Raw genomic sequence first — 23161 nt, forward strand, 5'->3', positions numbered from 1 at the left:
GCTCCTTCCTCCCGGCCGTGGTGCCGGTGTCACCGCAGTTGGTCCCGCAGGTAGACGACGCGCGTCCGTTTTTTCGTGTGCCACCATCTCCGGGGCACACCCACGCGGATGCGCACTCCGTGGAGTGGCTGGCATGAAGGTTCTCTTGGCATGGTCGGGTATCACGGCGACGGTGACGATGCTCTCGTCACTGCTCACCCCCAATCCGGTTCCCGCAGTTCGTGATCGCGCGCCCGCGGCGCCCGCCCGTCCCGCTGCCGGCGGCGTGGCGGCCACGCATCCGGTGCTGTCGCGTTCCATTACCCCCACGCGTGCCCCGGCGAAGTTCGGCGCGCGCGGCATGGCGATCGCCGCCCTCGACAGCACGGTGCAGAAGTACTGTGGCTCCTGCCACAACCCCACCATGCGCCGCGGCAATCTCAACCTGCGCGGGTACAGTCTGGCGGCGGCCACCGAGAGCGACGCCACCGAAAAGATCATTCGCAAGCTGCGCGCGGAGATGATGCCCCCGCCGGGCTCGAAGCGCCCCGGCGGCGACACCCTCCTGGCGCTCGTGGAAACGCTGGAGCAGACCATGGATGCGCGCCCCGTCAATCCGGGCACGCGCTCCTTCCAGCGGCTCAACCGTGCCGAGTACGAGCGCGTGGTGCGCGATCTGCTGGGGCTCGACGTGACCGCCGGCGACTGGCTGCCCCTCGACCAGAAGAGCGCCAACTTCGACAACATCTCCGACGTGCAGGCGCTCTCCCCCACGCTGCTCGAGGGCTACCTCAACGCCGCGTCGGCGGTGAGCCGCATGGCCATTGGGGACCGCAAGGCCGGGTTGGCGCAGGTCCTCTACAAGACCTCGCCCTTCACCTCGCAGCACCCGTGGGATCAGGTCGACGGCACCCCCTACGGCACGCGCGGCGGCATGGTGGTCAAGCACACCTTCCCGGCCGACGGCATCTATCAGATCCGCGTGAACGTGGGCGGCGGCGTGGGACGTCCGATCGAGGACGTCGATGTCTCCATCGACGGCGAGCGCGTGGCGCTGCTGCGCTACGATCGCGGCATCAATCGCAACAGCGAATCGGCCGACCTGCCGCTCGGCGCCGACTACCTGCTCACCGAGCCCCTCACCATCACGGGCGGCCAGCGCACGCTGAGTGTGAGCTTCGTGAAGAAGGTGGACGGCCCGTACGAGGATCTCATCAAGCCGCATGAGTGGTCGCGGGCCTCGCAGGGCAACGGGTCCGCCGGCACGACCGAGCCGGCGTATCTCATGGACGTGCTCATCACGGGCCCCACCAAGATCCTCGGCCTCTCCAATTCGCCGAGCCGTCGCAAGCTCTTCACCTGCGCCCCCACGGCGCCGGCCGCGCAGCGCGTGTGCGCCCAGAGCATCCTGGAGCGCGTCGCCACGCGCGCCTATCGTCGCCCGCTCACCGAGACCGATCGCACGGCGCTCATGAAGTTCTACGATGCCGGCGCCAAGACCGGCGGCGTGGAAGGCTTCGAGGACGGCGTGCGCCTCGGGTTGCAGGCGGTGCTCGCCAGCCCGCACTTCATCTTCCGCTTCGAGCGCACCCCCACGGGCGTGGCCGAAGGGAAGGACTTCCGCATCGACGATCTCGAACTGGCCACGCGCCTCTCGTTCTTCATCTGGAGCACGATCCCCGACGAGCGGTTGCTCACGCTGGCGCGCCAGCGGCGCCTGTCGCAGCCGGCGGTGTTCAACGCCGAGGTGAAGCGCATGCTCGCCGACCCGCGGGCCGAGGCGCTCAGCACCCGCTTCGCCGCGCAGTGGTTGCGCCTGCAGGATCTCGAGAAGGTGAAGCCCGACGCGTTCCTGTTCCCCGACTTCGACCAGCTGCTCGCCAACGCGATGCAGAAGGAAACGGAGCTGTTCTTCGAGGACATGGTGCGCCGCGATCGCAGCGTGCTCACCGCCTTCACCGCCGAGTCCACCTACGTGAACGAGCGGCTCGCCAAGCACTACGGCATTCCCAACGTGAGTGGCTCGCACTTCCGCAAGGTGGCGTATGCCGACGATCAGCGCCGCGGCGTGCTCGGGCACGGCAGTGTGCTCGTGCAGACGTCGCTCGGCAACCGCACGTCGCCGGTGCTGCGGGGCAAGTGGGTCATGGAAGTGCTGCTGGGCGCGCCGCCGCCACCGCCGCCGCCCAATGTGCCAGACCTCGAGCAGACCGCAGGCGCGAAGGACGGCAAGCAGCTCACCACGCGTGAGCGCATGGAAATGCACCGGGACAATCCCACGTGCAAGTCGTGCCACAACTTCATGGATCCCATCGGGCTCGCGCTCGACAACTTCGACGTGACCGGCAAGCTGCGCTTCCGTGAGAACGGCGCCCAGCTGGACACCCGGGGCAACCTGTACGATGGCACGCCGATCACCACCACGGCGGATCTCACCAAGGCGCTGCTCAAGCGCCCGCTGCCGCTCATGCGCAACTTCACGGAGAACCTCATGGCCTACGCGCTCGGACGTCGCGTGGAAGACCATGACATGACGACGGTGCGCGCGATCGTGCGCGACGCCGCGAAGCAGAACTACCGCATGTCGGCCTTCGTGATGGGTGTGGTGAACAGCAAGGCCTTCCAGAGCAAGCGCGCCGAGCCGGTCACGGCCGACGCGAATCAGAACTGACCCTTTCCGGAGCACCGACGATGCAGTTTCTCGCGCAGAAGACACTGGAACGCCGCACGTTCCTGAAGGGATTGAGTGCCACGGTGGCGTTGCCGTACCTCGACGCCATGGAGCCCGCCGGGCGGTTCCTCGCCGGATCGGGACGCGCGGCGGCCGCCGGCCACCAGCGCCTCGTGTGCATCGAGTCGGTGCACGGCGCGGCCGGCAGCAACACGTGGGGGGCCTCCAAGTTCCTGTGGGCGCCCGAAGGCGTGGGCCGGCAGTTCGAGTTCACCAACGACAGCGCGCTCTCGCCGCTCGCCGATTGGCGCCAGCACCTCTCGATCATCAGCAACACCGACTGCCGCATGGCCGAAGCCTTCGAGGCGCCGGAAATCGGTGGTGACCACTTCCGCTCGAGCGCGGTGTTCCTCACGCAGTCGCATCCCAAGCAGACGCAGGGCAGCGACCTGTTCGTGGGCACCAGCTTCGACCAGATCGTGGCGCGCAAGATCGGGCAGGACACGCCGATTCCCAGCATGCAGCTGTGCATCGAGAATCTCGACCAGGCCGGCGGCTGCACCTACAACTACTCGTGCGCCTACACCGACACGATCAGCTGGGCGTCGCCGCACGAGCCGCTGCCCATGATCCGCAATCCGCGCGCGGCCTTCGACCTGCTCTTCGGGGCGGGCTCCGACAACGCCGACCGCTCGGCGCGCCGCCGCGACAACGGCAGCATCCTCGACTGGGTGGTGGGCGAAATGGGCGCGCTCAAGCGCCAGCTCGGCCCCACCGATCGTCGCCGCGTGGACCAGTACCTCGAGAACGTGCGCGAGCTCGAGCGTCGCATCCAGAAGGTGGAGGCGAAGAACTCGAGCGGGGAAGAGCGCGCCCTGCCCGAAGCGCCGGTGGGGGTGCCCGACTCGTTCGAAGAGCACATGAAGCTCATGTTCGACATCCAGGTGCTCGCTTTCCAGAGCGACATGACCCGCGTCTTCTCGTTCAAGACCGGTCGTGACGCGTCGAGCCGCGTGTACCCCGAGAGCGGCACGAACAAGGGCTTCCACCCGGCGTCGCACCATGGCGGCCGCGAGTCGGCCATCATGGAGTTCAATCTCATCAACAAGTACCACGTGGCGATGATGCCGTACTTCCTCAAGCGCCTCAAGGAGACGCAGGAGGGGGACAGCACCCTGCTGGACAACACGCTCATCGTGTACGGCTCGCCCATGGCCGACGGCAACGTGCACAACCATCGCCGCTGCCCGCTCATCCTGCTGGGCGGCAGCAACGTGATCCCGGGCAACACGCACCTGAAGGCGCCCGACGGCACCCCGATGGCCGACGTGTTCCTCTCGCTGCTGCACCGGTACAACATCGACACGCCGAGCTTCGGCGACAGCGTGACGCCGTTCGCGCTGTACACCAACGCCTGACCGAGGAGTCACCGCATGTCGAAATCGTTGCGGTATCACCTGTGCACCGGCCTGCTCGGCGCCACGAGCCTGGCGCTCGCGGCGGCGCCGGCGTTGGCGCAGGGCACGGCGGGTGACAGCCGGCGGCCGGTGCGCCTGGCGGCCGGTGTCGCCCGCGCCACCAACGCGTCGCCGGCGGTGGCAGAGGCGGCGCGGCAGGGTGATCTGGAGCGGGTGCGCGCGCTCGTCGCGCAACGCAACGATGTGAACATCCCGTTGGGTGACGGCATGACGGCGCTGCACTGGGCGGCCGAGCGCGGCGATGCCGCCATGGCGACGGCGCTGCTCAAGGCCGGTGCCAAGGTCACGCCCACGACGCGCAACGGCGGGTACACGCCGCTGCACATCGCGGCGCGCGCCGGCAACGGCGCGGTGGTGCAGGCCCTGCTGGCGGGGGGCGCCGATCACAAGGTGCTCACCAGCACCGGCGTGACCGCGCTGCATCTGGCGGCTCAGTCGGGTGACGTGGCCAGCGTGAACGCGCTGGTGACCAGGAAGGCCGACCTCAATGCGCGCGAAACGACCTGGGGGCAGACGCCCCTCATGTTCGCCGCCGCTGCGGATCGCCCCGGGGCCGTGACGGCGCTGCTCAAGGCTGGCGCCACGTCGTCGCTCAAGACCAACACGCTCGACCTCACCGAAGAGCTGGCGCGGCAGCAGGCGGCGGCGCGCAAGCGCAACGAAATGCTCTTCGCCGCGTTGCCGACGGCGATGCGCGATTCGGCCATGAAGGCCATTGCCAAGCAGGAAGCCGAGCAGGCCGCGCTGCGCCGCCAGTTCGGGTTGGGCGTGGAGCCGGTGCCGGCGGCGGACACCGCCAAGAAGGCCGCACCGGCGGCGGCTGCCGGCGCGACTCCCGCCGGCGCTCCGGCCGCGGCGCCCGTGGCGGCCGCCCCGCGTGCCGACAGTGCGCGGACGCCGCGCATCGGGCTGATTGCCCCGCCGGTGAATGCCCTCACGCCCAAGCAGATCGAGGAGGCCATTCTCGCGGGCCGGGCCATGTACGAGCGCAAGGATCTCGGTAAGACCACCGAGACCGTGGTGCCGCGCGATACCACCAACGGGTTCCAGGCCGGCTACGAGGCCACCGTGGGCAGCATGGGTGGCCTCACCGCGATGCACCACGCGGTGCGTCAGGGGAACATGGCCGCCGCGCTGGCGCTGCTCGACGGTGGCGCGGACATCAACGAAGTGTCGGCCACCGACAGCGTCACGCCGCTGCTGCACGCCACCATCAACGGGCACTACGACCTGGCGATGGAGCTGGTGAAGCGCGGCGCCAACGTGAAGCTCACCAGCACGCACGGGCTGTCGCCGCTGTACGCGTCCATCAACACCTTCTGGCACCCGCGGTCGCGCTATCCGCAGCCGCAGGCGGTGCAGCTGCAGAAGACGACGCACTACGAACTCATGAACGCGCTCATCAAGGCCGGTGCCGATGTGAACGTGCGCATGAAGAAGAACATCTGGTTCTTCGGCTACAGCAACTGCGGCAACGCGAACTGCGGGCTCGAACTGCTCGACGGTACCACGCCGTTCTGGCGGGCCACGTACGCGGTGGACCTCGAGGCCATGAAGCTCCTCAAGAAGGCCGGCGCCATCGATACGATTCCGTCGTACCGTCCACCGCAGCTCGGCCGTCGTCGTCCGCCCACGCAGGGGGAGGGCGCCGGCTGGCGTCCCGACGCGGCGCTCGACAGTGCGTCGAAGGCCGTGCCGCCGGGCATCGGGACGTATCCCATTCACGCCGCGGCGGGGGTGGGCTACGGCAACGGCTTCGCCGGGAATGCGCACCGCCATGCCCCCGATGGGTGGATGCCGGCGATGAAGTACCTGGTGGAAGAGCTGGGGCACGACGTGAACAAGCGCGACCTCAACGGCTACACGCCGCTGCATCACGCCGCCTCGCGTGGCGACAACGAGATGATCCTGTATCTCGTGAGCAAGGGCGCCGACCCCAAGGCCGTGGGGCGTGACTTCCGCACCACCGTGGACCTCGCCAATGGCCCCGTGCAGCGTCTGCGTCCGTTCCCGGAAACCATCCAGCTGCTGGAGAAGCTGGGGGCACGGAACAATCATCGGTGCGTGGGCTGCTGAGGCAGCGATTGTTGTAGAGCGGGTGGGGTCAACCGCAGACGGCAGACGGCAGGAACCACAGTGGGCAGTACGGCAGGGATGAGGTGGAACAAAACGGGCGCCACTGCTTCGCAGGGCGCCCGATTTCCTTTGCGGTGGGGACATCGGCGGCGGCGCGCAGCGCACGCCGCCGTGTTGTTCTTCCGCATCCCTGCCGTCTGCCCACTGTGGTTCCTGCCGTCTGCCGTCTGCAGGTAATCACACAGCACCTTTCAGGCAGCCGTCAGGCAGCTCTCACCGACCACTCAGCCCGGCCGCCTCTCCCCTGCCATCATCAGCTTCACATGCTCATCCGCCTGCTGCAGCCCGCCCTCGCCGTTCCCCCAATCCACCCGGCCGTCGGCGTTGCTGTCGGCACCACTCGTCAGCTGACTGCACAGCGACGCGAGTTGCGCGATGAGTGAGGCCGCCGCCTTGGCGTCCGTGGCCGCCTGGATCTGCGCGATCAGCGCCACCGCCTGATCGACGCGCGACAACGTCCCGCGCGCGGCGGTCGCGATGTGGGTGGCGTGGATCTTCACATTCCCCGACGCGCCGCTCTCCTTGGCGGCCAGTTCGATGTGCTGCGCCACGCCGCCGGCGGCCTTGCGCAGGCCGAAGCCCTTGCCCGGCCCGGTGGCCTGCAGCGACGGGTCGAGCGCGTGCAGCACATGCCCGGCGTGCAGCTTCATGGCCGCCAGATCGGTGGGGGTACGGGTGGCCAGCGTGGCGTGCTGCGACGCCACCACCGCTTCGGCAAAGGCCACCACCAGCAGCCCGGCCTTTTCCGGCGTGTCCACGTAGCTGGTGGTGACGTGCCCGATGTGCGTGCCCACCAGGCCAGCCGGCAGCTGTGCGGCGGGCACGAACCCCCGCGCGGCGGCCGCCACCACCCGCCCCGGTACCGGCGCGCCGGTGAGCTTGCCCACGATGGAATCGAACTGCGCGCGCAGCTCGGCGTTGCTGCTCACGAGGAAGCGCAGCCGCTGGTACTCCTCATCGGTCAGCCCGCGCTCCTTGATGACGCGCGATACCGCTTCCCGCTTCTGCTTGGCGAGCTCGAGTTGCGCGTCGGGCGTTTTGTTCTTGGCTTGCGCCGCCCGGGCGTCGGCGGAGTCGTGCACCGCGCTGAGCGTGAGGTGCATCTCCGCCAGCTGACGCACTTCGGCCAGCGAGGGAAGGCGGGCGGGTGCGGCGGCGCTACCGCTGGTGGACTGTGCGTGGCCGAGGGCCGGCAACCACAGGGCCAGCATCGCGGCGGCAGCGTACGGCGGGAGGGAGAGCGTACGGGTCATGCTGAATGCTCGCGCAAAGCCATCTCCAACGCAAAGGGTCGTGGGCGAAGGGCCCCGCTGCAATACGCCGGTCGGCAACCGGCCGTTGTCGCCACCCGCTCTGGCGGAGATGGCGCGCGGGGCGCATTGTCGTGCGTCCGGATTTCACCCTCCTCCTCGGGAGCTCCCCGCATGCCCGCGATGTCCACGTTCCCCATGCCCCGCACGCTGCTGCGCCGCGCCCTCGTGGCCGCCGGCGCCCTCACCCTGGTCAGCACCGCCGTTGACGCCCAGCAGCCGCGTCCCCGCGACCCGCGCAGCATGGGCGGCGGCAACTGCGCCGACAACCCGTACAACTGCAAGGACACGCCCAACCCGCTGCCGGCCCCCAACACGGTGTGGCTCGAGGAAATGACGTGGATGGATGTGCGCGATGCCATTGCCGCCGGCAAGACGACGGTGATCGTGCCCACCGGCGGCATGGAGCCCAATGGCCCGTGGCTCGTGACGGGCAAGCACAATTACGTGCTGCACACCAACTGCGACGCCATTGCGCGCAAGCTGGGGAACGCGCTCTGCGCTCCCATCGTGAAGTTCGTGCCGGAGGGCAGCTATGATCCGCCGTCGGGGCACATGACCAGCCCGGGCACGATCACGGCGCGCGAAGGCACCTTCCGCGCCCTGCTCACCGACATCGCCGCCAGCCTCAAGGCGCACGGCTTCACGACCATCATCTACATCGGCGACAGCGGCGGCAATCAGGCGGGGCAGCGGGCCGTGGCCGATTCGCTCACGATGCTCTGGAAGGGCGCGCCCATCGTGGCCCATGTGCAGGAGTACTACGACTACGCGAGCGTGGCCAAGCACATGGAGAGCAAGGGGGTGCACCCCTCCAAGGCCGACGGCCTGCACGATGACCCGGAGATCTCGCTCAACATGTTCATCGACGATCCGAAGAGCATCCGGTACGACGAACGGGTCAAGGCGGGCAAGGCCGAGATCAACGGCGTGTCGCTCACCGATCGCAAGAAGATCACCGCCTGGGCCAGGGAGGTCGTGGCATTCCGTGCGCAGGTCACGGTGGATGCGATCAACAAGGCGATCGCCAACAAGGGTACGCTGCCGGCGCCGCCGCGCACCCGCGGGAACTGAACGGGGCGCCCGCCAGGGGCGCCCCCGTACCACCCCCGTCACCCTCCCGGTGCCGTCACGTACCCCCGGCGGGGCATGATTATCCTTCACGGATGTTCATGTCCCGCTTTTCGTTTGCGGTGGCCCTATTGTGCGCCGCAACCGCCTCGGCCGTGTCGGCCCAGCCCACCATGCGCGCGCACTGGCTGCCCGCGCCCATCACTCTGGACGGGAAGCTCGACGAACCGGTATGGCGCCAGGCGGCGCCGGCGACCGGCTTCGTGCAGCGCGTGCCGGCAAATGGCGAGAAGGCCTCGCAGCGCAGTGACGTGTGGGTGGCGTACGATGCCGACGCCCTGTACGTGGGCGTACGCAACTTCGACACGGCGCCCGACAGCATCGCGCAACAGCTCGGACGCCGTGATGCCGACGATATCTACTCGGACTGGTTCTTTCTGGGCCTCGACAGCTACGGCGACCGGCGCACCGCCTTCGTCTTCGGGGTCAACCCGCGCGGCGTCCTGCGCGACGTGTACCTGTTCAACGACACCGAGGCCGACGACTCGTGGGATGCCGTGTGGAACGTGGCCGCGCGCGTCGACAGCGCCGGGTGGACGGCCGAGTTCCGCATTCCGCTGTCGCAGCTGCGCTACGACGTGAACGGGGCCGTGGGGGCGGTGCGCCCGTGGGGGGTAAACTTCTCGCGCGAGATCGCGCGCCTTGGTGAAGAGTCGCTCTGGTCGCCGGCGCCGGCCAATGCCCCGGGATTCGTCTCCCGTTTCGGGACGCTCACGGGGCTCGACTCGCTGCGGCCGCCGTCGCGCACGGAGTTCATTCCCTACGTGCGCGCGCAGGTGGAGACGCAGCCACCAGCGGGGCGCAACCGCTTCACGCCGGGGCAGGCGTTGGCGGGCGCGGTGGGGGGCGACCTGCGCGTGAAGCTGCCGCAGTCGCTCACCCTCACCGCCACCCTCAACCCCGATTTCGGCCAGGTGGAGGCCGATCCGGCGGTCGTCAACCTCACCGCGTTCGAGGTGTTCTTTCAGGAGCGGCGCCCCTTCTTCCTCGAGAACGCCGACGGCTTTGCCTTCGGGGACACGCGCACGAGCAACTCCAACGATCCGCCCAGTTTCTTCTACAGTCGGCGCATTGGCCGCGCGCCGCAGCGCCGCCCGAGCGGTGACGACATCGTGGCCGTGGGCATCAATGCGCAAACCCCCATCGCCGGCGCCTTCAAGCTGTCCGGCACCACCCCGTCGGGGTGGCAGATCGGGGTGCTCAACGCCACCACCCCGCACGAGCACGCCGAGGTGCTGCGCAGCAACGGTCGGGTGACGCGCGAGGGGGTGGAGCCGCTCTCCAACTATCATGTGTCGCGCCTCCGCCGGTTGCTCAACGGCGGCAATACCGGTGTGGGAGCCTTCCTCTCCGATACGCGGCGGGTACTGGACGACTCACTGCTCGCCGCGCGCGTGGCCTCGAGCGCCACGGTGGCCGGTGTCGACTGGGAGCACGCCTGGCGCAATCGCACGTACACCATCAGCGGCGTCCTGTCCTACAGTCAGGTGCGCGGGAGCACGGCGGTGCTGCAGCGCCTGCAGCGCGCCAACTACCGCAGCTTTCAGCGGCCCGATGCTGCGCATCTCACCTTCGACCCGTCCCGCACGGCGCTGGGGGGACACTACGCGGCCCTGTCCCTCGCCAAGACCGCCGGTGACCGCGTGCTGGGCAGCGTGACCTACGAGGAGACGAGCCCGGGGTTCGAAGTGAACGACCTCGGCTTCCAGGTGCGCTCCGACTTCCGCACGGTGAGTACGGCGCTGCAGTATCGCAACCCGTTCATCAATCGCTGGTCGCGGGCCTGGTCGCTTGGCACCTTCAGCACCTTCGCCGACAACTTCGGCGGTGATCAGGTGGAGCAGCGGTACGCGCTCTTCGGCGAGGTGACGTTACTCAACTTCTGGGAGCTGTCCCTGCGCAACTCGGTCTCGCCGCAAACCCTCAGTGATCGCCTGCTGCGCGGTGGGCCGCTGGCCGTGCGGCCCCGGTCGCTCGATCAGGGGTTCGAACTCACCACCGACTCGCGCAAGCCCATCATCCTGTCGCTCGAGCTCGGGCGCAGCACCGATGTGGCGGGGCGCCGTCAGGTGAGCGTGGAAACGGAAATCGACTGGCGGCCGCTGCCGCAGCTGCGTCTGCGTCTCGGCCCCGAGTACTCGACCGCGCGCGCCGTCGATCAGTACGTGCAGCGTGCGCTCGATCCGCGTGCGGCTGCAACCTTCGGCGCGCGGTATGTCTTCGCCAACGTGCAGCAGCGTGAGGCGCGGCTCAACACGCGGCTCGACTGGACCTTTTCGCCCTGGCTGTCGCTGCAGCTGTTCCTGCAGCCGTTCGCATCGGCGGGACAGTTCTCCCGGTTCAAGGAGTTCACCACGCCGCGTGCATTCCGGTTTGCCGAGTATGGCGTGGACGCGGGAGAGGTCACCACGGTGAGCGGCGGGCAGCGAATCGACCCCGACGGCGCGGGGCCATCCCCGGCCTTCATCGTGCCCACGCAGGACTTCACCGTGCGGGCGCTACGCGGCAATGCCGTGCTGCGGTGGGAGTACCAGCCCGGTTCGGCACTCTTCTTCGTCTGGTCGCAGCAGCGCGAGGTGGAGCTCGAGGTGGCCAACTTCGGTGTCGCCAACCAGGTGGGCCGTGCCTTCGCCGACCCGGGGCGCCACGTCTTTCTCATCAAGTATTCGAAATGGATCGGTCGATGATGCGCCGGAACACGCGGCTCCTGACCCTGTCGCTGGCCGTCGCCGCCTGCACCGGCGGGCGCGACGCGGCGCTCCCCGCGGCCGACAGCGCCGCGCCGAGCATCTCCGCCATACCCACGCTGCCCAAGGTGGGGCCGGTGGAGATCGACAGCGGTCCGCCGGTGCGTCTCGACCGCACGGCTCAGGGCGCCCGCGTGGTCATGCTCCCCGATTCGGGCGATCAGATCAATGCGTTGCAGCCGCCGGTGCTCACCACGAGCAACGGCCGGCGCCTTGCGTTTCGGGGGCCGGCCGTCACCAGCGACAGTGCGTACTTCGTGGGTGCGGTGATGCTGCCGCTGGGCCCCGCTGACCTGCCGCTCGAGGGAACGCTGGTCACCAGCTACTGCCGAGCGGGGGAGAAACTGTGCCGGACGGCGCGTCGCGAGGTGCGCTTCTCGCCGTAGGTGGATCATCCCACCCGCCAGCGCTCACGGCACGCCGGCGTGCGCGGCCTTGGCATGGTCGGGGTTCACAACGACAGCGGGTACCCCATGACGCGACGGCTCATGACCCCGAGGTCGGCGCGGAAGACGAGGCGCGGCAGGCGCAGGCGATCGGCGGTGTCCACGACGCGACCACGGGATGTCGTGACGGCCACGGGTACCCCGATCGCCCCCAGCACCGCCACCTCGCGTGCACCGTAGTCGTGCAGCATCCCGTTGGGATACGCAAACGTCGTGACGGGACGCCCCGTCATCGCCCCAACGATCCGCACGGATTCCGTGATTTCCCACCGGGCAACGGCGGCACTGCAGCGACTGAGTATGGGGTGCGTGACGGTGTGCGCGCCGAATTGGACCCCTTCCGCGGCCAACTGCTCGACCTGAACGGGCTCCAACGCGCGATACGGTGCCGAGGGCGCCTCGGTGGCATCGACGCCGGCCTGCCGGGCGAGGTCCGCCAGTACGGCCCGGCGCTCGTCGTCGGGCACCAGCTTGAGCGCGCCACGCAGCTGGCGGCCCATCCGTCGCCGCCGCTCGGGGTCTGTGAGCTCCACGCGCATGCCCACCAGCTCGATGTCGACGTGTGGGCGGGGCAATCGACTCAGGGCATGGTCGAGGTAATCGCCCCAGAACCACTGTCGTTCGACCACCGGTCCGGTGGTCAGGAACAGGCTCACGGGGCAGCGGAGTGCCTTGAACATCGGCCAGGCGTGCGTCGCGAAGTCGGCATAGCCGTCGTCCACCGTCACGGCCACGGCCGGCCCGCCCAACGGCGCGCCCGACAGGAGATCGTCAAGCGCCACGAAGCGAACGCCCCGTGCCGACAGCACCCGGATGATGTGGCCAACGGTCTCGACCGAATCGCCCGTCCATGCATCACCAGGGCGGACGAACCGGTGCAGACACCAGATCGATCGGGGCTGGAGGCCAACGGTGTTCGCCACGGCGGCCCCGACGCGGCTCCCTGCCAACCGCGCCACCGTTCGGAGCGCGGCGCGGTACGTCGTCGATACCCCCATTACCTGCCACCCATGCGGCGCATCACCCGCGGCACGGCGCGCGGATGGCACGTTCGCGGGGCATCGCTCCGGGCAGACGCGAGCGTCAAGGACCAGACGGTCATGAAGGGAAGAGAGAAACGACGAATGGACCGACGAACTGACGGACGACCACGAGGGCAAGCGAGCAACGCCGCGAAGCCCGGCGGCTCGAGGTCTGAACGACTGCCTGGGCGGCTCAGTTCACGCGGGCGCGCTCGATCACGGTGGAGGTGCCGTCGCGCTTCCCCAGGTAGACGACGCCGCCAGGGCCGAAGCCCAGCACCTGACGCCCCTCGGGGACGAGCACGCGCTCGATGACGTCGCCCTTGCCGTTGATCACGTCGTACACGCTGCCGGCTGGCTGCGGCTTGGTGGGAATGGTGAGGACCCACAGATTGCCGTCGGCGTCGGCCCGGGTGCTGGTGGCGAAGAAAGGGGGCTGGTAGTCGGGCAATTCGCTCGCCGTCACGACGTTGATCCGGGGTGGGGCCACCTGGGGCGCGCGCACCGGCCCCCCGGCCCCCGGTGGCCCGCCTTCGGCGCGGATCATCATCTGCACGCGCGGCGCCCCGCCGCCGGCCCCCCCGCCCATCATGCTGCCAAACGCCGTGGCCATGGCCGCCCCCTGCCCGGGATTCGCGGCCGCCTGCTTGTCGAGGAGCGTCTTCACCGAGTCCACCAGCTTCGCCTTGTCCTCGTCGGTGAGGCGCTTCCAGTCGAACGCCATCTTGGGCGACGAACGCCGCGTGCCGTTGGCCTCCACCCAATCCACGTGATAGTCGCGTCCGCGCACGAAGGCCACGTCGCCGTTGGGGAGCACGGCCCATTCATCCACCACCGGCAACGGATTCACCTCGATCGACACGTTCATCTTGCCGTCGTCGGTGCGGGTGATCGTGGGCAGCGAGCGGGGAATCTTCACGAATCCCACCGTATCCACCACGCGCGTCTGCAGATTCACGCGCGTGATGGCCATGGTGTCGGGGATGCCGGACATCTGCGGCGTGCCGTTCACCATCTGCATGCGAATGGCGGGCATGCCGCGGTACACCAGATGTCCGTTGCTGTAGAAGGCCCCGGCACCCACGCCACCCGCCGCGAGCATCATGGCGTCCTGCGCGCGTGGCACCGACATCACCCGCTGCACCTCCCCGTTCGCATCGATCACCAGCATGCTCAGCGACTGCGCATCCACGAACAGCGTGGAGTCGCCCCGAAAGGCGATGAGGCTGGCCATGCCGCTGCCGTAGGCGTTGGGATTGCCCGGGGTGGTGTCGGCCACGACCTTCACGATGGCGAGCGTGGAGTCGAGGAGCAGCACCCGCCGTGCGCTGATGTCGTTCACCAGCAGGCGCCCACCGGGGAGCGCGCGCACGTTGGTGATGGTACCGAGCGAGTCCGTCGTGGCAGCCGCGACGGGGCCGAGCGGGCGGATGGGGGGGCGGGAGGTCGAGCTGCCGGGTTGGGCGTGAGCGGTGGTGAGCGCGGCGGTCAGCGCGGCGGTCAGCGCGAGTGTGGCCGTGGCGAAGAGGCGTTTCATCGGTGGGTTGGTTCAGGAAGCAGGAAGCAGGAAGCAGGGAGCAGGAGGCACGGAGCAGGAGGCACGGAGCAGGGGGCAGGGAGGCTGCTGCCTGACTCCTGCCGCCCGCCCCCTGCCTCCTTGTCGTTGGGTTATTGCCGCATGATGATGGTCTGCGCGCCGCCGCCCATGCCGCCGGCCATCATCATGCCGCCGCCCATGAGGCCGGCACCGCCACCACCGGCGGTGCCGGAGCGAATGGTCTTGAGATAGCGATCGTCGAGGGCCAGCGCGATGAATGGCGGGAGCCGGCGCCGCTGCGCCGCCGTCAGCAGCTGCTTCACCTGCGGTGCATACCCCCGCAGCATGTCGATGCTGGCTTCCCGCGCCCGGACATACCGAAAGTAGATGCGCTCCCGGTCGTAGCCGTCGGGAAGGCTGGCAAACTGCGCCGCAATGGGCGACCAGATGGAGTCGAGACGCACCAGGTACCGGCGGTTCATCGTGGCGATGGCGTCGGCCTGATCGGCACTCAACTTGAGCGTGTCCTGATCACGCAGGATGGTGGCCATCGGGTTGGGCACACCGCCGTTGCCGAACTGCGCCTTGATGGTGGCGGCGTTGGCCTTGATGCCGTCGGTGCGCCGGCCACGGTCGAGCGACTGCGTCAGCACCTGCCGCTCGCGCGTGGGACCAATGTCGTAGCGCAGCTGCGCGGTTACGGTCACGGGGGCGCGGAACTGCTGGAACTGCGGATTGGTGGCGGCGAAGCGCTCGTTCACCTCGTAGCGATAGCGGCGCGCCACCGGATCGAAGCCGCGCACATACAGCAGCGCCTGGTCGAGGAACGGCTGCTGTCCCCATCCGCGCAGCCGCTGTTGCCCGTGCAGCAGCAGGTCGGCGGCGCCAATGGGGTTGGCCACATTGAGCGTCAGGTTCATGCGCTGGGGCAGCCGCAGCTTGAGCGGGTTGAAGCCGATGCTGAGATTCGCGCTGCTCACCCATGGCCCCTGACAGCTGTTGCGGGCGGCCAAGGTGCCGAGCTGCCGGGCGAGGCACGCACGCGCCACGCGGGAGCCGTTCTCGAGCAGCGCCCGCATGCCGCTTGCCACCAGGGGATCGCCTGCCGTGGCCGGGTCGAACACGAAGGCGCGGTCGTTGGTGAAGCCGTCGCCGTTCACATCGCCGCCAATGGTGGGCGTGATGGGCGTCCCCGACCGGAATTGCCCGAACCAGGCGATGCGCACGAGGTCGAAGGCGTTCCAGTTGAGGGTGTAGGTGATCTGGTGGCGCGAGTCGAACCCCGCACGCGACCAGTCCACGGCAAACGGATCGCCGGCGGTGCTCGTGAAGCCGCGGAACTGCTCCCGCACGTTGCCGTAGGTGTAGCTCGCGCTCCAGCCAAAGTTGGTGCTGAAGCTCATGGGGGAGAGACGCACACTCACTTGCCCGGTGCGGGAGCGCAGATCGCTCAGCTGCTCGGTGACCCGCTGGTACTGCGGCACCACCCGGCCGTCGCCGGCGGCAATGCCACCGGTGAGCGGCACGATGCTGGACGCGTTCACGAAGACGGGGCGATCGCCTTCGTTCGGCAGGGAGAACCGCCGCGTCCCCGCGAAGTTGCGATCCAGGAAGCTCTGCTGCTGCGTGTTGACCGACCAGGTGGCGTCGATGCTGGCGTTGAACACATTCCAGAGCACGGGACCGCTCCATGACAGATTCGACCGCACGCTGCGCGACGGTGCGAAGCCCGAGCCGAACAGCGTCACGTTGGGCGCCCCCACGGCGAACAACGTGCCCGTGCTGCCGTCGGCGCAGCGGCTGGGGATGCTGCCAACGCTGGTATAGGCCGTCCAGTCGGGCGTGGGCACGGCCGCCCCGACGCACGCCAGCTGCTGAATGGCGCTCGGCAGCCCCGTATTGTCGATCGCGCTGCCAATGAGCGTGGGTTGCGGCGAATTCTGGAAGACGCCAATGCCGCCGCGCACCACGGCGCGCGGTCCGCGGAAGGCGCCATCGAAGGCCCCGATTTGCGGCCCCGTGCCGTACTGCCAGGAGAAGCCAAGGCGCGGGCTCACGAACACCCCGTTGGGGACGCGGTCGTTGCGCACCCCGAGGCGCTCTTCGAGGGCCAGGTTGCGCGCCGGTGCATCGAGGAAGCGATTGGCGTCCACGCGCACGCCGTACTGCACCTGCAGGGTCTGCGAGTGGCGGTAGGAGTCACCGAGCGACAGGGCCGCAATGAGCACGCCCGCCTCGCGTTCGCGTGGCGACAGCGTGCGCGTGTACGACAGGGGCAGCCCCGCCTGCAGATCGGCGAGCGAGTTGTAGGTGAAGGTGCCGAGCCGGTTGATCGTCTGATCCTGCGCGGAGCCCTCGTGCCGCACTTCGGTGCCCAGCTTGAGGCGGTGCTTGTTGTTGCCGCTGAACCACGACAGCGTGTTCATGGCCATGGCCGTGGTGGTGCGCTGCGTGGTGTTGAGCAACTGGTTGCCGCCGAAGCTGAGCAGCTGCACCCCGCTGGTGCCGTCGGCAAAGGTCGAGTTCACCCGCACGCGCCCGGCGGGGAGATCGAGATAGGGATCGCCCGTGGCGTTGGAGGCATTGACGCCGGCACTCGTTTCGGTGAGCACGCCGACCGTGCGCAGGGTGAAATAGCCACTGTGTCGCGCCTGTACGCCGCCGGTCCAGCTGATGCGTTCCGCGCCGGTGTTGGGGAGTGCCGTGGTGAGCGGCGTGAAGGCCGGGTTCTGGCGGTTCCAGTTGGCGCTCACCGTGATGTTGTACGCAGCGCCGCTGACGCTCGACGGAGGCGCCACATCGATGGCGGCAAGTACCGACCCCTGGTCGGTGAGACGGCTGCCGGGCACACCGGCGCTGGTAATGGGCACCCGGTTGCTGCCGAGAATGCCCAGCAGCCGGGACACCGAATCGGTGGCCACGCCACTGGCCTTGAGTCCGTTGCTGGAGGTGTTGAGCAACGTCTGCAGATCGTTGCTGCGCCGCCCCAGCTGATACGACAGCGCGTAGAACGCCTTGTCGAAGACGAGCGGGCCCGAGACGGTGCCCCCCAGCGAGGCGTTGGTGAACTGCTGCCCGGTGGCGCGCGCGGCGGCGTCGGTCCATTGCAGCGCCGGGTTGTCGCCCACGACGCTGAGGCCGCGGTTGCTGAAGTTGGTCCCGCTGCGCGTGCGCAGCTGGAACTGCCCGCCGCTGAAGCCGCCCCGCGACACATCGTAGGGGGACGTGGCGAGCGCGCTGAACACCCCGGCATCGCGCGGCAGTCCCGCCCCACCGAACAGCATCCCGTTGAGGGTCGTGTTGTTCTGATCGGCGCCGAGGCCCAGCACCGAGAAGCCGTTGGCCCCGCCATCCTGCCCGGGCACGAGCTGCACGCCGGGGAGCGTGGCCGCGAGCGCCGCGAGATCCGTCATCTGGTCGGGCGGCAGCGCGTTGAGGTTGCTGATCGTCCGCTCGGTGCCGCCCACGTCCTGCGACAGTTCGCCGCGCGACACGCGCTGGCGGTCGGCGGTGACCTTCATGGCCTCGAGCACCGTGCCCACCTTGCTCAGCTTCGCATCGGCGAGCAGCACGTCTTCGTCGGCCGCACGCTTCACCTCGAAGCGCTTCTGGGCATACCCCACCGCCGCCACGGTGACCATGTAGTCGCCATCGCCATTGGGAAAGGTGATGGTGAAGCGGCCGGCGCGGTCGGTGCGGGCGGTGCGGTTGACGTTGCCCGAGAGCGACGTGACCAGGATGGACACGTTGTCGAGCGGTTCATTGCTCTCGCCGGTAATGCGGCCGCGAATGACATCGACCTGCTGGGCGTATGCCGGCGGGGCCGCCAGCGCGAGCAGGAGCAGCAGGACGGTGAAGAACGCGAAACGACGGGGCACGTCGGGGGAGTCGAAGGTGGAGGCTGCCCATGCTACGGCCGGGGGCCGGGTTCCGTTACGACACGGGGGGAGAGACGGGGGTTGCCGTTGGCTCGGGAACGACGCGGGGGGAACGACGCGCAATCGACGACGCGTTGGCAGGGACGCGTTGGCGCCGACGCGTTGGCGGGGACGCGTTGGCACGGACGCGGACCCCGACGCGGACTCCGACGCGGGCACCGACGCAGACACTGACGCAGACCTCGACGCAGACCCCGACGCAGACACCGACGCTGGGGGAACAACGCGGGGGAACAACGCGGGGGAACAACGCGGCGACGAGCCTTCGGCCGTCGCGGGGCGTCGTGGTTGGCGTCGCGGTTGGCGTCGGTGCCCGCGTCGGTGCCCGCGCTCCTGCGCGTTCGTGCCAGCGCGTTCTCGCCAACGCGTTTTCGCCAACGCGTCCCCGCCAACGCGTCGTCGATTGCGCGTGGTGGCCTCTCCTGCCGTAATCTCCGCGGTCGCTCGCGTCCCTCGGCTTCGCGCGCGACGCTAGAACTCGCCGATGAAACCGATTTCGGGCGTGAGTTCGTATCCGAACCGCTCTCGCACCGCCTGCTGTGCGTGCGCAATGAGCGCGCGCACGTCGGCCGCGCTGGCGCGCCCGAGGTTCACCATGATGTTCGCGTGTATGTGCGAGATCTGCGCGTCGCCCACGCGAAAGCCCTTGAGGCCGCACTGGTCAATGAGGCGGCCGGCGCCCACCCCCTCGATCTTCTGGAAGATCGAGCCGGCACTGGGATGTATCCCCAGCCACGGGTGGCGTGAGCCACGCCAGCTGAGGTTCTCCTGCAGGATGCGGTGCAGGCGGGCCGGGTCGTCCTTCGTGAGCCGGAAGCGCGCGCTCAGCACCACGTCGCGCCGATGATGGAACACCGTGTCGTCGTAGCCGAACCGGATATAGTCCGCGTCCACCGTCTTCCGCTCCCCCTCGGCGCTGAGAATGTCGCAGTCGGCGAACACCTCGCTGATGAACATCGTGCGCTCGCGCTCGGGGGCCGGCGACAGAAAGTGCAGATTCTGCCAGAGCGCGCCCCCCACCGTGCTGGGAATGCCGATGTAGTGCTCGAGTCCCGACCACCCCCCGCGCACCGTCTCGAGCACCAGCTCCTGGACCACGGCCCCGCTTTCGCTCCACAGCACCCCGTCCGGGCTGATCGTGTGCGCCGCGGCGCGATTGCGGATCACCAGCCCGCGCACCCCCCGGTCGCCAATGAGCACATTGGCGCCCAGCCCCAAAACGAACCAGGGGAGGCCGCCATGGCGCGCCGCGGTGATGGCGGCGGCGAGATCATCGGCGGAGGTGGCATCGTACAGCCAATCCGCCGGGCCGCCGATCTGAAAGGTGGTGAACGGAGCCAGCGGCGCGTTCGGCGTGAGGCGCGACGCGTCGAGGGTCGACAAGGCGGAAGGGACAGTCATCAGCGGGATGGGGTTCGGCAGTACGGCCGGACGCCAATGTAGCCGGGGGAGTACCGGGCCGTCAGTCGTTGACGACGGGAGGAGGGCGTCGGCCGGCGCCAGCAACCCTCCGCCGGCGGATCCCGTTAATGTCCCATGGGGTAGTGCTCGCCACCCCCACTGCGGGGTCGCCCTGCAGTTCGTGCTCTCCTCCCACCCGCTCATGCGCGTTCGGTCTCTTCGCCGCCTCCGTACGCTGTCGCTGCGCGCCGCCCTGGCGCTCGCCACGGTTGCCGCCCTGCCGGCCACACCACCGGCCGCCCTGCACGCCCAGTCCCGCGCCGAGCTCGAAAAGGTGCTGCGCCGCAAGGTGCTGGCGAACGGCATGGAGGTCATCGTCGTGGAGAACCACGGCGTGCCCATTGCCACGCTCGAGATCAACGTGCGCAACGGCGCCTTCACGCAGCCGCCGGAGTACGCGGGGCTCGCGCACATGTACGAGCACATGTTCTTCAAGGCCAACACGGACCTGCCCGACGCGCAGGCGTTCAACGATCGCGCCGGCGAGCTGGGGGCGGTGTTCAACGGCACCACGCAGGAAGAGCGCGTGAACTACTATCTCACCCTCCCCGCCGACTCGGTGGCGGGAGGGCTGCGTTTCCTGGCGAGTGCGCTCATCAATCCGCTGTTCCGGGAGGATGAACTCGCGCGGGAAAAGGAAGTGGTGCTGGGCGAGTACGATCGCAACGAGGCGCAGCCCGGCTTCCGCTTCCAGCAGCAGGCGAACGCGCTGCTGTATCCGGGGCAGGGGAGCCGCAAGAACACCATCGGCGATCGGCTGGTGCTCAAGAACGTGACGCAGGAGCAGATGCGCACCATCCAGCGCAAGTACTACGTGCCGAACAACTGCGCGCTCATCGTCACCGGCGACGTGGACCCCGAACGCATCTTCGCGCTCGCCGAACAGGTCTTCGGTTCGTGGCCGCGCGGCGCGGACCCGTTCGTGGCCGATCCCATTCCGCCCATTCCGCCGCTCGACAGCAACAAGGCGCAGATCAGCGAAGAGCCGATCAACGCGGTGGCGGTGCTGTTGCAGTGGCAGGGGCCGAGCGTGGGGAAGGATCCCGGCGCCACCTTTGCCGCCGACGTGTTCAGCGATGTGCTGAACACCCCCGGCAGTACGTTCCAGAAGAACCTCGTGGATTCGGGGCTCTGGCTGGGCGTGGGGGTGAACTACTACACGCTCAATCAGGTGGGGCCCATCTCGATCAGCGGGCAAACCACGCCCGACAAGTTCCGCGCGGCCATGGCGGCGCTCGAGCGCGAGATCGCCCGCTTCAGTGATCCCACGTACATCTCGTCGCGCGAGCTGGAAGCGGTGAAGGCGCAGCGGGCGGTATCGAGCGCCTTCGGCATCGAAAAGGCGAGCGAGATCGCCCACACCATCGGCTTCTGGTGGAGCGTGGCCAGTCTCGACTACTTCATGAGCTACACCGACCGCATGGCACAGCAGCGCATCACCGATCTCCTGCGCTACACGAGCACCTACATCGTGGGGAAGCCGCGGGTCACCAGCGTGCTGCTGTCGAGCGACGCGCGGCGGGCCATTGGCCTCACGGAAGCGGAGCTGCTCAAGCCGTTCACGAAGTCGGGGGTGAAGCCGTGATGCATCCAGCGACGGCAACGGCGGCCGGCACGGGAACGACGCCAACGGCGGCGCGATCACGCCCGTTCAGCGACGGGGGTCGAGGGTTCAGGGTGGTGGGGGTGTGTGTCGGCCTCGTGCTTGGCGCCGCTGGCGAGCTGACGGCGCAGGCGACACGAGCGCCGGCTCGGCGGCCGGTCGCACGGCCGGCACCAGCCACACCCGTGGCCGCGCCAACATCACCCACCGTGATGGGCGACGATTCGCTCACCATCAAGTTCGAGGTGAGCGGCATTCCCGTCATTCTGCGCCGTGTCACGGCCAACAACGTCGTGGCGGCCAATCTCTACCTCCTCGGCGGCTCACGGCAGCTCACCTCGGCCACGCAGGGGATCGAGCTGATGCTGCTGGAAGCCAGTGAGCGCGGCACGCAGAAGTACCCCCGGGACCTCCTGCGCACGAAGATGGCGCGGCTGGGGAGCGCCATTGGCGTGAGTGCCGGTGTCGATTGGACCAGCGTGGGCTTGCGCGCCACCACGGCGGGGTTCGACAGCACCTGGGCGATCATGGCCGATCGGATCGTGGCGCCGCGACTGGACCCGGCCGATGTGGAGTTCGTGCGCGAGCAGTTCGTCACGGCCGTGAGCCAGCGCAAGGACAGCCCCGACGCGCTGCTCGATTTCCTGGCCGACAGCATGACGTTCGACGGCCATCCGTACGCGCTCGAACCCACGGGCACCGAGGCCTCGCTCAAGGGCATCACGGGGGCGCAGCTGCGCGCGTATCACGCATCGCAGATGGTCACGTCGCGCATGATGCTGGTGGTGGTGGGCAACGTGTCACGCACGCGCGTGGAGAAGCTCGTGCGCGAAACCATCGGCCGGCTTCCCCGTGGCAGCTACGCCTGGAGCCCTCCCGCTCCGCCGGCCGACCTCCCGTCGGGCTACGTGGTGGAGAAGCGCGCGCTGCCCACCAACTATCTGCAGGGCTACTTCCACGGTCCTCGAGCCACCAGCCAGGACTACGCGGCGCTGCGCCTGGCCTGTGCCGTGCTCTCGGGCCGCCTCTTTGGCGAAGTGCGTCAGCGCCGCAACCTGTCCTACTCGGTGAACGCCCCGTTCGTGGAGCACGCCTTCTCCCTGGGCGGCCTGTATGTGACCACCACACAGCCCGACGAGGTCCTCAGCATCATGCTGCAGCAGGTCAAGGCGCTGCAGGACGGCATCATCACGCAGGAAGGACTCGAGCAGCTGGTGCAGCAGTTCATCGTCACCTACTTCCTCGACAACGAAACGAACGCCGATCAGGCCAACATGCTGGCGCGGGCGGAGCTGTATCAGGGCGACTTCCGGCGCGCGAGCCGCTTCGTGCAGGAGCTGCGCGCCGTGAAGCCCGAGGACATCCAGCGCGCAGCGCGGACCTACATGCGCAAGGTGCGCTGGGCCTACGTGGGCGACCCGGCCAAGGTCACGCCGGCGCGGCTGCTGCGCTTCTGAGCAAACGGCACAGCGCGTGGACCTCTTGCTCGCGGTGCGTGGCGAGGGAGGAACCGCGTGCTCAGGGAGATCACCGAGCGGTGGGAGAAAAGCGGAGAACGGCCACAACGCACGAGGGACGGCGTTCACGTGCGGAGCTGCTTTCACGAGCGGAGCTCCGTGTGACGTGGTCCACTCCCGCCCCATTCAGGGAGATGCCTGAATGAATGCGGTGCTCTGTGCCCTCCCCCACCTCGGTGATCTCC

At 68.8% G+C, this 23161-nt stretch carries 13 protein-coding genes; 8 read left to right on the top strand and 5 right to left on the bottom strand.

Going from position 1 to position 23161, the window contains the following annotated elements; genetic code table 11:
• Positions 1 to 133: 133 nt before the first annotated feature.
• From LW840_RS06670 to LW840_RS06680, 3 genes are read left to right on the top strand one after another with little or no spacing between them, the layout of a single operon-like run.
• A complete protein-coding gene (locus LW840_RS06670; protein WP_291268260.1) occupies positions 134 to 2650 on the top strand; it encodes a DUF1592 domain-containing protein in 2517 nt (838 codons plus the stop codon).
• Between the two features lie 20 nt (positions 2651 to 2670).
• On the top strand, positions 2671 to 4068 hold the full coding sequence (locus LW840_RS06675) for a DUF1552 domain-containing protein (protein WP_291268259.1): 1398 nt from the start codon (positions 2671 to 2673) through the stop codon (positions 4066 to 4068).
• 15 nt (positions 4069 to 4083) lie between these two features.
• Positions 4084 to 6204, top strand: a complete 2121-nt coding sequence (locus tag LW840_RS06680) for an ankyrin repeat domain-containing protein (RefSeq protein WP_291268258.1) — start codon at positions 4084 to 4086, stop codon at positions 6202 to 6204.
• 284 nt (positions 6205 to 6488) lie between these two features.
• Here the strand turns inward: LW840_RS06680 and LW840_RS06685 are convergent, their stop codons facing one another.
• Positions 6489 to 7517: a hypothetical protein gene (locus LW840_RS06685; protein WP_291276669.1), complete on the bottom strand. Its 1029-nt coding sequence runs from the start codon at positions 7515 to 7517 to the stop codon at positions 6489 to 6491.
• Between the two features lie 171 nt (positions 7518 to 7688).
• On the opposite strand from LW840_RS06685, the gene LW840_RS06690 reads away from it, so the two are divergent.
• The 3 genes from LW840_RS06690 (at position 7689) to LW840_RS06700 (ending at position 11838) form a co-directional block, all read left to right on the top strand.
• Positions 7689 to 8648, top strand: a complete 960-nt coding sequence (locus LW840_RS06690; RefSeq protein WP_291268256.1) for a creatininase family protein — start codon at positions 7689 to 7691, stop codon at positions 8646 to 8648.
• A gap of 98 nt (positions 8649 to 8746) precedes the next feature.
• The gene (locus LW840_RS06695; RefSeq protein WP_291268255.1) at positions 8747 to 11392 is read left to right on the top strand and encodes a DUF5916 domain-containing protein; all 2646 of its coding nucleotides are present in this window, start codon (positions 8747 to 8749) and stop codon (positions 11390 to 11392) included.
• On the top strand, positions 11377 to 11838 hold the full coding sequence (locus LW840_RS06700; RefSeq protein ID WP_291276670.1) for a hypothetical protein: 462 nt from the start codon (positions 11377 to 11379) through the stop codon (positions 11836 to 11838). The genes LW840_RS06695 and LW840_RS06700 overlap by 16 nt, the downstream gene beginning before the upstream one ends.
• 65 nt (positions 11839 to 11903) lie before the next feature.
• Here the strand turns inward: LW840_RS06700 and LW840_RS06705 are convergent, their stop codons facing one another.
• The 4 genes from LW840_RS06705 to murB all read right to left on the bottom strand — a co-directional run bounded on the left by LW840_RS06705 (position 11904) and on the right by murB (position 19796).
• Entirely contained in the window at positions 11904 to 12821 is a 918-nt protein-coding gene (locus tag LW840_RS06705; protein ID WP_291276671.1) for a polysaccharide deacetylase family protein, read from the bottom strand.
• 292 nt (positions 12822 to 13113) lie between these two features.
• Positions 13114 to 14457, bottom strand: coding sequence for a hypothetical protein (locus LW840_RS06710; protein ID WP_291268252.1), 1344 nt, complete (start codon positions 14455 to 14457; stop codon positions 13114 to 13116).
• Positions 14458 to 14588: 131 nt separating this feature from the next.
• Positions 14589 to 18335, bottom strand: a complete 3747-nt coding sequence (locus tag LW840_RS06715; protein ID WP_291273365.1) for a TonB-dependent receptor — start codon at positions 18333 to 18335, stop codon at positions 14589 to 14591.
• 531 nt (positions 18336 to 18866) lie between these two features.
• Positions 18867 to 19796, bottom strand: a complete 930-nt coding sequence (murB, locus tag LW840_RS06720; protein WP_291267931.1) for a UDP-N-acetylmuramate dehydrogenase — start codon at positions 19794 to 19796, stop codon at positions 18867 to 18869.
• Positions 19797 to 19998: 202 nt separating this feature from the next.
• Here murB and LW840_RS06725 point away from each other — a divergent pair, with 202 nt between their 5' ends.
• Positions 19999 to 21441 carry a pitrilysin family protein gene (locus tag LW840_RS06725; RefSeq protein WP_291276672.1) on the top strand — a complete coding sequence of 481 codons (1443 nt, stop codon included), beginning with the start codon at positions 19999 to 20001 and terminating at the stop codon, positions 21439 to 21441.
• Positions 21442 to 21644: 203 nt separating this feature from the next.
• The gene (locus LW840_RS06730) at positions 21645 to 22916 is read left to right on the top strand and encodes a pitrilysin family protein (RefSeq protein WP_291276673.1); all 1272 of its coding nucleotides are present in this window, start codon (positions 21645 to 21647) and stop codon (positions 22914 to 22916) included.
• The last annotated feature ends 245 nt before the right edge of the window (positions 22917 to 23161 follow it).

Source organism: Gemmatimonas sp., from assembly GCF_021298855.1.
In the GTDB taxonomy this organism is placed as follows: Bacteria; Gemmatimonadota; Gemmatimonadetes; order Gemmatimonadales; family Gemmatimonadaceae; genus Gemmatimonas.